The organism is Tabrizicola sp., assembly GCF_016792905.1.
Taxonomy (GTDB): Bacteria; Pseudomonadota; Alphaproteobacteria; order Rhodobacterales; family Rhodobacteraceae; genus Tabrizicola.
On record NZ_JAEULP010000078.1, the window covers coordinates 36,273 to 48,629 of the forward strand.

At 67.2% G+C, this 12,357-nt stretch carries 11 protein-coding genes; 6 read left to right on the forward strand and 5 right to left on the reverse strand.

The genetic code is table 11. The features are described 5' to 3' along the window. Positions 1 to 4 precede the first annotated feature (4 nt). The 3 genes from JNL31_RS16455 to JNL31_RS16465 all read right to left on the reverse strand — a co-directional run bounded on the left by JNL31_RS16455 (position 5) and on the right by JNL31_RS16465 (position 1,665). Complete coding sequence (locus tag JNL31_RS16455; RefSeq protein WP_294975573.1) at positions 5 to 424, reverse strand: GNAT family N-acetyltransferase; 420 nt, start codon at positions 422 to 424, stop codon at positions 5 to 7. Then, entirely contained in the window at positions 421 to 969 is a 549-nt protein-coding gene (locus JNL31_RS16460) for a hypothetical protein (RefSeq protein ID WP_294975575.1), read from the reverse strand. Before JNL31_RS16460 ends, JNL31_RS16455 begins: the two co-directional genes overlap by 4 nt. 105 nt (positions 970 to 1,074) lie before the next feature. Next, positions 1,075 to 1,665 (reverse strand): riboflavin synthase, encoded by a 591-nt coding sequence (locus JNL31_RS16465; RefSeq protein WP_294975577.1) that lies wholly within the window; start codon positions 1,663 to 1,665, stop codon positions 1,075 to 1,077. Positions 1,666 to 1,793: 128 nt separating this feature from the next. Here JNL31_RS16465 and JNL31_RS16470 point away from each other — a divergent pair, with 128 nt between their 5' ends. The 3 genes from JNL31_RS16470 to JNL31_RS16480 all read left to right on the forward strand — a co-directional run bounded on the left by JNL31_RS16470 (position 1,794) and on the right by JNL31_RS16480 (position 6,332). Continuing rightward, entirely contained in the window at positions 1,794 to 3,074 is a 1,281-nt protein-coding gene (locus tag JNL31_RS16470) for a capsular biosynthesis protein (RefSeq protein WP_294975580.1), read from the forward strand. An 86-nt stretch (positions 3,075 to 3,160) separates the two neighbouring features. Further along, positions 3,161 to 4,303, forward strand: a complete 1,143-nt coding sequence (locus JNL31_RS16475) for a polysaccharide biosynthesis/export family protein (RefSeq protein WP_294975583.1) — start codon at positions 3,161 to 3,163, stop codon at positions 4,301 to 4,303. A 7-nt stretch (positions 4,304 to 4,310) separates the two neighbouring features. Beyond that, on the forward strand, positions 4,311 to 6,332 hold the full coding sequence (locus JNL31_RS16480; RefSeq protein ID WP_294975586.1) for a capsular polysaccharide biosynthesis protein: 2,022 nt from the start codon (positions 4,311 to 4,313) through the stop codon (positions 6,330 to 6,332). Here the strand turns inward: JNL31_RS16480 and JNL31_RS16485 are convergent. Beyond that, entirely contained in the window at positions 6,329 to 7,675 is a 1,347-nt protein-coding gene (locus tag JNL31_RS16485; RefSeq protein WP_294975589.1) for an MATE family efflux transporter, read from the reverse strand. The two genes, JNL31_RS16480 and JNL31_RS16485, sit on opposite strands and share 4 nt — an antisense overlap. Before the next feature lie 64 nt (positions 7,676 to 7,739). Then, positions 7,740 to 8,663, reverse strand: coding sequence for a polyphosphate kinase 2 (gene ppk2 / locus JNL31_RS16490; RefSeq protein WP_294975592.1), 924 nt, complete (start codon positions 8,661 to 8,663; stop codon positions 7,740 to 7,742). A 145-nt stretch (positions 8,664 to 8,808) separates the two neighbouring features. On the opposite strand from ppk2, the gene JNL31_RS16495 reads away from it, so the two are divergent. The 3 genes from JNL31_RS16495 to JNL31_RS16505 form a co-directional block, all read left to right on the forward strand. Beyond that, positions 8,809 to 9,468 carry a glutathione S-transferase family protein gene (locus JNL31_RS16495; protein WP_294975594.1) on the forward strand — a complete coding sequence of 220 codons (660 nt, stop codon included), beginning with the start codon at positions 8,809 to 8,811 and terminating at the stop codon, positions 9,466 to 9,468. A 105-nt stretch (positions 9,469 to 9,573) separates the two neighbouring features. Further along, positions 9,574 to 10,593: an LLM class flavin-dependent oxidoreductase gene (locus JNL31_RS16500; protein WP_294975597.1), complete on the forward strand. Its 1,020-nt coding sequence runs from the start codon at positions 9,574 to 9,576 to the stop codon at positions 10,591 to 10,593. A 134-nt stretch (positions 10,594 to 10,727) separates the two neighbouring features. Continuing rightward, positions 10,728 to 12,357 (forward strand): DNA topoisomerase IV subunit B (locus tag JNL31_RS16505; RefSeq protein WP_294975600.1); only part of this gene is annotated, 1,630 nt, incomplete at its 3' end.

Here is a 12,357-nt window from a genome sequence, read left to right on the forward strand (position 1 = left end):
GATTTCACAGAATGAGGCCAAACCGCACCTCGCCATTCTCCAGCAATCCCTCTTCCTGCCATCCCAGATTACGATACAACTGCGCGGCTTTGGTCCCCGGATCGGTCGAGAGGGTGATCTTGCTCAAACCATCCGCTTTCAGATCCTCGCAGGCCTTTTCCAGCAGCTTCGCCCCCAGCCCCCTCCCCTCATGCGCGGGATCGACGAACAGCGCCCAGATCGTCCCGTCGCGCGGATCGCCCGCCGCGAACCCCGCCACCCGACCGTCGATTTCCCCAAGCCAGATGCGGTTCTCTGCGACAAACCAGTGGTAGTCCGCCCGCGTGACCGAGGCCGGGTCGCGCAGCCGGTTCTCCCGCACCGCGCCGCGAATGCGGATCAGCGCGTCAACGTCCTGCGGCCCTGCCCGCCGAAGGTCGATCACCCGAAATACCGCTCCGCCGGCAGATAGCCGGCCAGCCGCCCCGCCGCGCACCAGTCGCGCTCCAGCGCCAGGTCGCCCACCAGGATCACCTGATCGCCGGGCAACTTGCCCAGGGCCGCGCGAAGCACCGCCCGCATCTCGCCGAAGCCCGCCAGCGCATAGGGCGCCGGATGCACCCCATCCAGCACCGGATTCGCCGCCTCCACCATTCCCGGCGCCAAGGGCGCCACCGCCAGCGCCAACCGCCCGCAGTGCACCTCGGCGAGCTTCAGCGCCCGCGCCTCGGGCATTGCGGGCCGCAGCGCCGAAACCCGCAAGGCGTTGGAGGAAAACAGGAAGGCCACCACGTCATGCCCGGTGGCCGCCCGCAACCCGGCATAGGTCTTGTAGTCGAGCCCGAGCGCTTTGGCCCGCTTCACCCGCAGCCGCACCACCTCGATGGGGAGCGTCGGCAGCAACGCCTCCCGCGCAGCCGACCAGCAATGCCTCCGCCAGCTGACCCCGCCCGCCAGCGACGGCCCGCCGTTATGCCCGATCTCGCCCATCACAAACTCCGCGGCATTTGATTCAAATTGTCTTTCACATTTGCCCAAATATCCCACGGGGGTCCGGGGGTGTGAAACCCCCGGGGGCCAGCCAGAGGCGCGACCTCAGTCATACTCCCGCAGCCGCGCCACATAGCGGGCCATCGTGTCGACCTCCAGATTGACGAAATCCCCCACGGCCACCTCGCCCCAGGTCGTCACCTCCTGCGTATGCGGGATCAGGTTCACCCCGAATTCCGGCCCCGACACCTCGTTCACCGTCAGCGAGGTGCCGTTCAGCGCGACCGAGCCTTTCGGGGCGATAAATCGCGCCAGGGCCTCGGGCGCCCGGAAGGTCACGCGGACCGAACCGCCCTCGTGCCGGACCGAAACCACTTCGGCCAGCCCGTCGACATGGCCCGAGACGATATGGCCCCCAAGCTCGTCCCCCACCTTCAGAGCGCGCTCCAGGTTCACCCGCTTGCCCGCCCCCCAGCCGCCGAGATTGGTCTTCGACACCGTCTCGGCCGAAATCTCCACGTCGAACCAGCCCTCGGGGCCAAGTGCCACCACCGTCAGGCAGACGCCGTCGCAGGCGATGGAAGCGCCGATGTCGATGCCGTCCACGTCGTAGCGCGTCGCGATCCGGGCGCGAAGATCGCCCGTGACCTTCGTTTCGACGATCCGGCCGACATCGGTGACAATTCCGGTGAACATGGGCGGGCTCCTCATCCTTCGATCCGAGGTAAAGGGCCGGAACCGGGCTTGCAAGCCCGCACCGCCAACAGCCTTGATCCTGCCCTGCGTTTCCGCACAGACTGCGCAAATCTCACGCAAGGCCACCCGTGACCGATACGACCCGCCGCTTCCTGTTCCTGCAAGGGCCGCATGGCCCCTGGTTCCACCGGCTCGGACGCCTCCTGCGCACGGCGGGGGCCGAGGTCTGGCGCGTGGGCTTCAACCTGGGCGACCGGGTGTTCTGGCCCGGGCCGGGCTACATCGCCTTCGAAGGCCCCCACGACGACTGGCCAGCGACCTGCGCCGCGATACTTGACCGGCAGCGCATCACCGACCTCGTTCTCTACGGCGATACGCGACCGATCCACGTCGAGGCGGTGGTCTTGGCCCGGGCCCGGGGGATCACCGTGCATGTGTTCGAGGAGGGCTACCTGCGGCCCTACTGGGTGAGCTATGAACGTGGCGGGGCGAACGGGCATTCCCGGCTGATGGACTTGACCGTGCCCGAGATGCAGGCCGCGCTGGAGCGGGTGGATCTTGACCTGCCCGATGTCCCGGCCACCTGGGGCGACATGCGCCAGCACATGTTCTGGGGCGCGCTCTACCACGGATTCGTCGCCATGGGCTTCAGGGCCTACCGCAATTTCCGCCCGCACCGGGCGCTGACGGTCGGGCAGGAGTTCCAGCTATACCTCAAGCGCTTCCTGCTGATGCCGCTGCACCGCTGGGAACGCCGCCTTGCCACCCGGCGCATCCGGCGCGGGGGCTTTCCCTACCACCTGGCGATCCTGCAACTGGAACATGACGCGAGCTTCCGCGACCATTCGCCTTTTGCCAGCATGACCGACTTCCTCGCCCTGGTGATCCGGGGCTTCGCCAAGGGCGCCCCGCCGCATCACCACCTGGTCTTCAAGGCGCATCCGCTGGAAGACGGCCGCGCCCCGATCCTGCCGACGATCCGCGGCCTTGCGCGCGACCACGGGATTGCCGACCGCGTCCATTTCGTGCGCGGCGGCAAGCTCGCGGGGCTTCTGAACGACGCCCGCTCGGCGGTGACGGTGAATTCGACAGCCGGACAACAGGCGCTCTGGCGCGGATTGCCGCTGCGCACCTTCGGCGCGGCGGTCTATGCCAAGCCCGAATTCGTCTCCTCGCAGCCGCTCGCGGAATTCTTCGCCGCCCCCGAGCGGCCGGATACCCGCGCCTACCGCGACTACCGGCATTTCCTGCTGGAGACCTCGCAGGTCGTGGGCGGATTCTACTCCTCGCACGGGCGGCGCGCATTGCTGCGACAGGTTGTGGACCTGATGCTTTCGCCGGAAGATCCCTATCAGGCGCTGGCTCTTGGAAAAGCGGCACCACGGCAACAGTTGCGACTCGTGCGCTGATTGGCGCTTGTCGCGCTGGTCAACCCATGGGTGTTTCGCTAGAATTCCCGCACAATAACCCAAGACAAAACGCGGGAACCCGAGCAGTGACCTTCAGAACGTCTTTCGCCGTCAGGGCGATCGTCCTATTCACGTCGGTTGCGCTGGTGGCCGGATGTGGCCTGCCGCGCTCGGGTCCGAACAAGCGCGAGGTCCTGTCCGGCTCTGTCGATGCAAAAGGCGACGCCCATGTCGTGACCGTCACCCCCGAGGTTTCGCGCCTCACCAACGTGCAACCCGTCTTCGGTTTCAGCGAGAGCTTCCGCAATGCCGGGGTCGTGGCGGCAGACATGATCTCGTCCGGCGACGAGATCAGCATCACGGTCTATGAGAACGTGAAGGACGACCCGCTTCTGGGCAACACGGGGCAACGCGTGTCGAGCCTGTCCACCGTCCAGGTCGACGGGCAGGGCTACATCTTCATTCCCTACGCCGGCCGGATCAAGGCGGCGGGCCAGACCAGCGAAGGTCTTCGCCAGGCGATCACCCGCAAGCTGGAAGACCAGACGCCGGACCCGCAGGTCAGCGTGGTGACCGCGCCGGGCGTCGGCTCGACCGTGTCAATCTCGGGCCAGGCGGGCGCGAATGGCGTCTATCCGATCGACGCCTCTACCCGGACGCTGGCCACCATGCTGGCCAAGTCGGGCGGCGTGACCATCGACCCGGCGACCGCGATCGTGCGGGTCACGCGCGGCGGGCATACCGGCAAGATCTGGCTGAAGGACCTTTACCAGAACCCGTCTCTGGATATCGCGCTGCGTCCAGGCGACAAGATCATGATCGAGGAAGACAGCCGCAAGTTCATCGCGCTGGGGGCCACGGGCACGCAAAGCACGGTGCCCTTCGTTTCACCGACCATGTCGGCGCTGGAAGCGATAGCGACGGTGGGCGGACTGTCGACCATGGCGGCCGATCCGAAGGGAGTCTTCATTCTGCGCGACGAATCCGAAGAGATCGCCCGCAACGTGCTGGGTCGGCCCGACCTGATCGGCGACCAGCGCATCATCTATGTGCTGAACCTGACCGAGCCTACCGGCCTGTTCGAAGCGCGCGATTTCCAGATTCGCGACGGGGACACCCTGTATGTGACCGAGGCCCCGTTCGTTCAGTGGCAGAAGACGCTTGGCGCGATCACCGGATCGACCAACGCGGCGACGAACCTGGCCAACACCGCGAACGCGGGCAACTGATCGCGCTGTGGCGAGCGGGGACAGCCTGGCCGGAGTGCCTCGGCGGTTATGCCACCAGAACCTGTCCTTCCTGCGCAACCGGCGTCTGCACCGGATACTGGAGCTTGCCGGACACGAGCTGCGCTTTGGCCTGCCCGGTCCGGGCGATGGCGTGCTGGTGTGGGGGGCAAGCCCGACCGCCTGGCGCGGCGAGGCGCTGGCCGCCCGGCGCGGTGTCCCGCTGGTGCGGGTCGAGGATGCCTTCCTGCGGTCCGTCCATCCGGGTCGCGCAGGGACCGAGGCCCCCATCGGCCTGATCTTCGATCCGGTCGGAGTGCATTTCGACAGCAGCAGGCCCTCACGGATCGAGCAGATCCTTCAGGATACAGATTTTCAAAATTCGAACATTCTGCATGAAATTTCGATGCTAATGCATTGGTTGTTTCATGCTGATTTGTCCAAATACAATAACCATGATCAATCTTTCCCCTCACCCGACCCCGGCTTTGTCCTGATCGTCGATCAGACCGCCGGGGACGCCTCGATCCGCCATTCCGGCGCTTCGGCGGACACGTTTCGCGTCATGCTTGCCACGGCGCTGCGTGACCGCCCCGAAGCCCGGGTCGTCATCCGCACCCATCCTGAAACGGCGCTTGGCCTGCGCCCCGGCCATTTCGGCCCCGACGATGCAGGCGGGCGGGTCAGCCTGCTGACAGCCCCCGTCTCGCCGCACGGGCTTCTGGCCAATGCGGCAGAGGTCTACACCGTGTCGTCGCAGCTGGGCTTCGAGGCGATCCTGCACGGCCACCGCCCGCGCGTCTTCGGTCAGCCGTTCTATGCGGGCTGGGGGCTGACCGAGGATGAGGCCCCGGTGCCGCGCCGCACCCGGCGGCTGACCCGCGAGGAACTGTTCGCCGGGGCGATGATCCTTGCGCCCTTGTGGTACGACCCCTGCCGCGACCGGCTGTGCGGGCTGGAAGACGCGATCCGCCAGCTGGAGGCCGAGGTGCGCGCCTTCCGCGAGGACCGTGCGGGCCATGTCGCCGCCGGAATGCGGCTCTGGAAGCGGGGGCGGTTGCAGGCCGTGTTCGGGGGCGGGATGCCGCTGCGCTTCCGCGACGATCCGGTCGCGGCGGACCGGCTGGCGGCGGGTTCGGGGCGGGGCCTGCTGATCTGGGCGGGGAAGGAACCCGCGGGCTTCACGCCCCAGGCGCCCTGCCTGCGCGTCGAGGACGGCTTTCTCCGCTCGCGCGGGCTTGGCGCCGAACTGGTGCCGCCACTGTCCCTGGTGACGGACGGCCTGGGCATCTACTACGACCCCACGCGGCCATCGCGGCTGGAGACATTGATCGCGACGCCCCTGACCGAAGCCCAGCGCCGCCGGGCCGAGGCCGTGATCGCCCGGCTCAAGAAAGAGGGGCTGTCGAAATACAACCTCGGTGGCGCAGTGCCCCCCTTGCCGCCCGGCCACCGCATCCTGGTGCCGGGCCAGGTGGAGGACGACGCCTCGATCCGCCTCGGTGCAGGCGAGGTGCGGACGAACCTTGGCCTCCTGCAAGCGGCCCGGGCGGCCAATCCCGGCGCGGTGATCCTGTACAAGCCGCACCCGGATGTGGAGGCGGGACTGCGCCCCGGCGCCGTCGATGCCACCGGCCTCGCCGACATGGTGCTGTCAGGCACCGATCCGGCGGCGCTGCTGGATCATGTGCAGGAGGTCTGGACCATGACCTCGGCTCTCGGCTTCGAGGCACTGGTCCGTGGCGTCCCCGTCACCTGCCTCGGCGCGCCGTTCTATGCGGGCTGGGGGCTGACCCGAGACCTCGGGCAGGTTCCCGACCGCCGCATTGCGCGGCCCGATCTGGCACAACTCGCCCATGCCGCCCTGATCGCCTACCCGCGCTACTGGGACCCGGTCAGCCGCCGCCCCTGCCCGGTCGAGGTCGCCCTTGACCGGCTGGCCAGCGGCGACATCCCCCATCCCGGTGGCCTGAACCGCGCGCTGTCCAAGTTGCAGGGCCGCTTCGCGAGCCTTGCGCATCTCTGGCGCTAGTGCGCCAGCCGCCAGAACCGCCACATCAGGCTGGCAGAGGCGCAGGCCAGCCCCACCACCAGCCCCAACCACAGCCCGACCCCGCCGAAGCCCAGGGGGAAAGCCAGCACATAGCTGCACGGGATGCCGATCAGCCAGTAGCTCACCGCCGCCAGCCCCATCGGTACGCGGGTATCCTTCACCCCGCGCAGAAGCCCCAGCGCCATCACCTGCATCCCGTCCGCCAGCTGGAACAGCGCCGCCAGGCCCAGCAGGACCACCCCGTAGTCCAGGATCGCCGCACTTTCCGGCTTCCGCATGTCAAGGAACAGCGAAACGATGGGGCGTCCCAGCGTCAGGAACAGGACGACCGAGAAGGCCGCGACCGCCAGCGACATCAGCACCGCCATCTTCGCCGCCTGCCGCAGCGCCAGCCGCTCGCCGGCGCCGTCAAACCGCGCGACGCGGATCGTGGCGCTGCTGGACAGGCCGACATGCATCATGAAGGTCAGTGCCGCGACTTCGAGCGCGATGCCATGCGCCGCAAGCTGCACGGTACCGATCCAGCCCATCATCAGCGCCGAGGCCTGGAAGAGCCCGCCCTCCGCCAGCCCGGTCAGCCCGATCGGCACCCCCAGATGCCAGACCTGGCGCATGGCATGCCAGTCCGGCCGCCAGAAGCGCTGGAACAGGCGGAACCGGCGCAGGTCAGGCAGAAGCCCGGCATAGAGCGACAGGATCAGCAGCGACAGGATCTGCACCGTCAGCGTGGCGACGGCCGAACCACGGGCGCCCATCTCGGGGAAACCCCAGTTGCCGAAGATCAGCGCCCAGTTGATCGCGACGTTAACCGCCACCGCGACCAGCGTCACCCAGAGGACCACCTGCGTCCGGTGCAGCGCGGCAAGGTAGCTTTGCAGGACGGTAACGCAGAGCGCGGGCACCAGCCCGAAGCCCGCGATCCGCAGGTAATCCTGCGCGATGGCCGCGACCTCGGGCTTCTGGCCCAGCGCCAAAAGGATCGGCCCCGACCACCAGAAGACCGGCAGCACCGCGATCCCGTAGGCGATGGACAGCCACAGCCCCATCCGCGTGTCGCGGCGGACCTGGACTTCATCCCCCTGCCCCATCGCGGTGGCAACCATCGGCATCACCGCCTTGGCGAAGCCCGAGCCCACTACATAGATGATGAAGAAGGACGAGGCGCCCAGCACGACCGCCGCCAGGGGCACCACGCCATACCAGCCGACCATGACCGTATCGGCCACATGCAACGCCATCTGCGCCAGCGACGACCCGATCAGGGGCAGGCCCAGCGCGAGGGTTTCCCGCGCGTGGGTGGAATTGGACAGTTGTATAGTCATGCGGCAGGCTTACGCTTGGGCCTGCCGCTTCACAAGCCATGCTTTCCGCCGCAGCGCGGCGACCTCAGCCCCGCTGCATCGCCGGATGCGTCGCCGCGTCATAGATGTCGGGCGCCATGCCCAGCACCTGCTGCGCCCGCCCCACGATCAGCGGGTCCGGCGTGCCGACGACCGCATGGTCCTTATTCGGATAGTCCAGCGTCGACAGGAAATGCTTCATGCAGTTCAGCCGCGCCCGCTTCTTGTCGTTCGACTTGACGATGACCCAGGGCGCGTCGGCGGTGTCGGTGTAGAAGAACATCGCCTCCTTCGCCTCGGTATAATCGTCCCAGCGGTCAAGACTTGCCTTGTCGATGGGCGACAGTTTCCACATCTTCAGGGGATCGGTTTCGCGCGCCAGGAACCGCGCCCGCTGCTCTTCGCGGGTGACGCTGAACCAGTATTTGTAGAGCCTTATGCCGGACCGGGCGAGCATCCGCTCGAACTCCGGCGCCTGGCGCATGAATTCCAGGTATTCGGTGGGCGAGCAGAAGCCCATCACCCGCTCCACCCCTGCCCGGTTGTACCAGCTGCGGTCATAGAACACCATTTCCCCGGCGGTCGGCAGATGCGCGATGTAGCGCTGGAAGAACCACTGGCCCTTTTCCACATCCGAAGGCTTGGTCAGCGCGCAGACCCGGGCATAGCGCGGGTTCAGATGCTCCATGAAGCGCTTGATCGTGCCGCCCTTGCCGGCCGCATCGCGCCCCTCCATCAGGATCACGAACTTCTGCCCGGTGTCCTGCGCCCAGATCTGCACCTTCAGAAGCTCGGCCTGCAACTTGGCTTTCTCGGCCTCATAGGTGGCGCGGCCCATCAGGCGCGCATAGGGGTAGCGGCCGGACTCGAAAGCCTGATGCAGCGGGCTTGCCGCCGGAAAGGTCTTCGGCCCGCGCGAGATTTCATCCGCGCCCTCGGGTGCCTTCACGATTGCCTGACTGTCTTCCATGCATTCCCCTCCTGTGACTGACCTGCGGAACCCTGCACGAATTGGCAAATTCCGCCTTGATCCGGGTCAAGAAATTCCCGTTCGCGGGGCCTTTTTCTTCCCCGGCGGCCGGACTAGGCTGCGCCGTCATTCGAAGGAGTCTCCCATGGCCACGCTCTACGGCGTCTTCCGCTCCCGCGCCTCGCGCCCGATCTGGCTGCTTTACGAGCTGGGCGAAGAGTTCACCCATGTCCCGGTGATCCAGGCCTACCGCCTGCCGCAGGCCAGCGCCCCGGACGCGCCGTTCAACACCACCTCGGCGGATTTCCTGAAGGTGAACCCGCAGGGCCAGATCCCGGCCTGGGTCGAGGGCGACCTGACCCTGACCGAGTCGCTGGCCATCACCAACCACATCGCCCGCACCCGCGGCGGCGACCTTGCCGCGCAGACCCCCGCCGAACAGGCGCTGATCGACCAGTGGACCCTGCTGGCGGTGACGGCGGTGGAAACCCCGGCACTGGAGATCCTGAACGTGCAAGGCGCCGGGGGCGACAAGACCCCCGAGGGGCAAGGCGCCATCGCGATCAATGCCGAGAAGCTCCGCCGCCCGCTGAAGCGGCTGGAGGCGCATCTGGCCGGTCACAGCCATCTGGTCGCCGACCGCTTCACCGTGGCCGACCTGAACCTCGCCGAATGCCTGCGCTATGCCCAGGGGCATCCCTCGCTGCTGGCCGAATTCCCGGCGGTGAAGACATGGCTGGAAACCTGCCAGTCGCGCCCCGCATTCCAGCGGATGTGGGCGGCGCGGATGGCCGAACCGGCGTAAATCGGCACAGATATTGTGCGGGGCAGCCGACGCCCGCTCCCTCGCAGCCGGGGCGTGCCGCACCTACCTTTGCGTCAACGCAATGCTTTCGGGGAGTGTCCCGCCATGAAGAAGATCGGTTTCCTGTCCTTCGGCCACTGGTCGGACGAGCGCGGCTCAGCCGTCCGCTCCGCCGCCGATGTGCTGACCCAATCCATCGAACTCGCCGAAGCCGCCGAAGCGCTAGGCGCCGACGGCGCCTATTTCCGCGTCCACCACTTCGCCCGCCAGCTCGGCTCGCCCTTCCCGCTGCTGGCCGCTGTCGGTGCCCGCACGAAGCGGATCGAGATCGGCACCGGCGTCATCGACATGCGCTATGAAAACCCGTTCTACATGGCCGAGGATGCCGGGTCCGCCGACCTGATCTCGGGCGGTCGCCTGCAACTCGGCATCTCGCGCGGCTCGCCTGAGCAGGTGATCGAGGGCTGGCGGCATTTCGGCTACGCGCCGAAAGAGGGCGAGACCGATCAGGACATGGCCCGCGACCACGCGCTGACCTTCCTGCGGCTTCTCGACGGCAAGGGTTTCGCCAAGCCCAACCCCCGGCCCATGTTCCCCAACCCGCCAGGCCTCCTCCGGCTGGAACCGCATTCGCCGGGCCTCCGGGACCGCATCTGGTGGGGCGCGGCCTCTGACGCGACCGCCGAATGGGCGGGGACGGTCGGGATGCACCTGCAAAGCTCCACGCTGAAATGGGATGAATCGGGCGAACCCCTGCACATCCAGCAGGCGACGCAAATCCGCAAGTTCCGCGAGGCCTGGAAGGCCGCCGGACACCAGGGCACCCCCCGCGCCTCGGTCAGCCGCTCGATCTTCGCCATCACCAATGACCTCGACCGGATGTATTTCGGCCAGGGCCGCCCGGAACAGGACCAGATCGGCGTCATCGACAACACCCGCGCCGTCTTTGGCCGCAGCTATGCCGGTGAACCCGACCAGCTGATCGAGGAGTTGCGCAAGGACACCGCTATCGCCGAGGCCGACACGCTTCTCCTGACCGTGCCGAACACGCTGGGCGTCGACTACAACGCCCATGTGATCGAGAACATCCTGAAGCACGTCGCCCCCGCCCTCGGCTGGCGGTGATGCCTCCGGCGGGGATATTTCGGCAAAGATGAAGGGCCGGGACAGGCCCTTCCCCCCGCCGCCCGGCACCCCACATCTTGCGCATCGCCCCTTGGGAGTGGTCTAATGCCTGCGCCCCAAAGGATCAGCAGACCATGCCGAACGACCTCCTCTCCCCGGCCGCCTCCACCTATGACGCCTCCTCGATCGAGGTGCTCGAAGGTCTGGAGCCCGTCCGCAAGCGCCCCGGCATGTATATCGGCGGCACGGATGAGCGCGCGCTGCACCACATGGTCGCCGAAATCCTCGACAACGCGATGGACGAGGCCGTCGCGGGCCACGCCAACCGGATCGAGGTCGAACTCCACGCCGACAACTCCGTCACCGTGCGCGACAACGGCCGCGGCATCCCGGTCGATCCGCACCCGAAATTCCCCGGCAAATCCGCGCTGGAGGTGATCCTCTGCACCCTCCACGCCGGGGGGAAATTCTCCAACAAGGCCTACTCGACAAGCGGCGGCCTCAACGGCGTCGGCTCCTCGGTGGTCAACGCGCTCTCCGACGCGATGACCGTGCAGGTCGCCCTCAACAAGGAGTTGTACGAACAAAGCTTCTCGCGCGGCATCCCGCTTGGCCCGATCCAGAAACTCGGCCCGATCCAGAACCGCCGGGGCACCTGGGTGACGTTCCACCCCGACCCGGAGATCTTCGGCCACCAGACCCTGAAACCCGCGCGCCTGTTCAAGATGACGCGGTCCAAGGCCTATCTCTTCTCCGGCGTGGAAATCCGCTGGAAATCCGCCGTCGCCGATGGCGAAACCCCGCAGGAGGCCACCTTCCACTTCCCCGGCGGCCTCGCCGACTTCCTGAACGACTCGCTGAAGAAACTCTCCACCTACGCCGAACGCCCCTTCGCCGGTCGCGTCAGCTTCGAGGAAAAATACCAGATCCCCGGCTCGGTCGAATGGGCGATCAACTGGACGCCCGCGCAGGACGGCTACCTGCACAGCTACTGCAACACCGTCCCCACGCCCGAGGGCGGCACGCATGAGGCAGGCTTCTGGGCCGCGATCCTCAAGGGCATCCGCGCCTACGGGGAACGCGTGAAGAACCGCAAGGCCGACCAGATCACCCGCGACGACCTTCTGACCGGCGGCTGCGCGCTATTGTCGATCTTCATCCGCGAGCCGAGCTTCGTCGGCCAGACCAAGGACCGCCTCTCGACCGAGGAAGCCGCGCGCTGGGTCGAAAACGCCGTCCGCGACCATTTCGACACCTGGCTTGCCGCCGATCCCAAGTCCGCGGGCGCCATCCTCGATTTCCTGGTCCTGCGCGCCGAGGAACGCCTGAGACGCCGCGAGGAAAAGGAAACCGCCCGCAAGACCGCCACCAAGAAGCTGCGCCTGCCGGGCAAACTCACCGACTGCTCCGCCAAGAACCGCGAGGGGACGGAACTGTTCATCGTCGAAGGCGACTCTGCTGGCGGCTCCGCCAAAGGCGCCCGCAGCCGCGAGACGCAGGCCCTTCTCCCCCTCAAGGGCAAGATCCTGAACGTCCTCGGCGCGGCCTCGGCCAAGCTGAACGAGAACGCCGAAATCCGCGACCTGTGTGAGGCGCTTGGCACCGGCATGGGCAGCCGCTTCTGCCTCGACGACCTGCGCTACGAGAAGATCATCATCATGACCGACGCCGACGTCGACGGCGCGCATATCGCCAGCCTCCTGATGACCTTCTTCTTCACCCAGATGCGCCCGCTGATCGACAAGGGCCACCTCTACCTCGCCT

Excerpts from the sequence above, each read along its gene's own strand:
- JNL31_RS16460 (WP_294975575.1), bottom strand. The coding sequence starts at position 969 with ATGGGCGAGATCGGGCATAACGGCGGGCCGTCGCTGGCGGGCGGGGTC.
- JNL31_RS16465 (WP_294975577.1), bottom strand. The coding sequence starts at position 1,665 with ATGTTCACCGGAATTGTCACCGATGTCGGCCGGATCGTCGAAACGAAG.
- JNL31_RS16485 (WP_294975589.1), bottom strand. The coding sequence starts at position 7,675 with ATGACTATACAACTGTCCAATTCCACCCACGCGCGGGAAACCCTCGCG.
- ppk2 (WP_294975592.1), bottom strand. The coding sequence starts at position 8,663 with ATGGAAGACAGTCAGGCAATCGTGAAGGCACCCGAGGGCGCGGATGAA.
- JNL31_RS16495 (WP_294975594.1), top strand. The coding sequence starts at position 8,809 with ATGGCCACGCTCTACGGCGTCTTCCGCTCCCGCGCCTCGCGCCCGATC.
- JNL31_RS16500 (WP_294975597.1), top strand. The coding sequence starts at position 9,574 with ATGAAGAAGATCGGTTTCCTGTCCTTCGGCCACTGGTCGGACGAGCGC.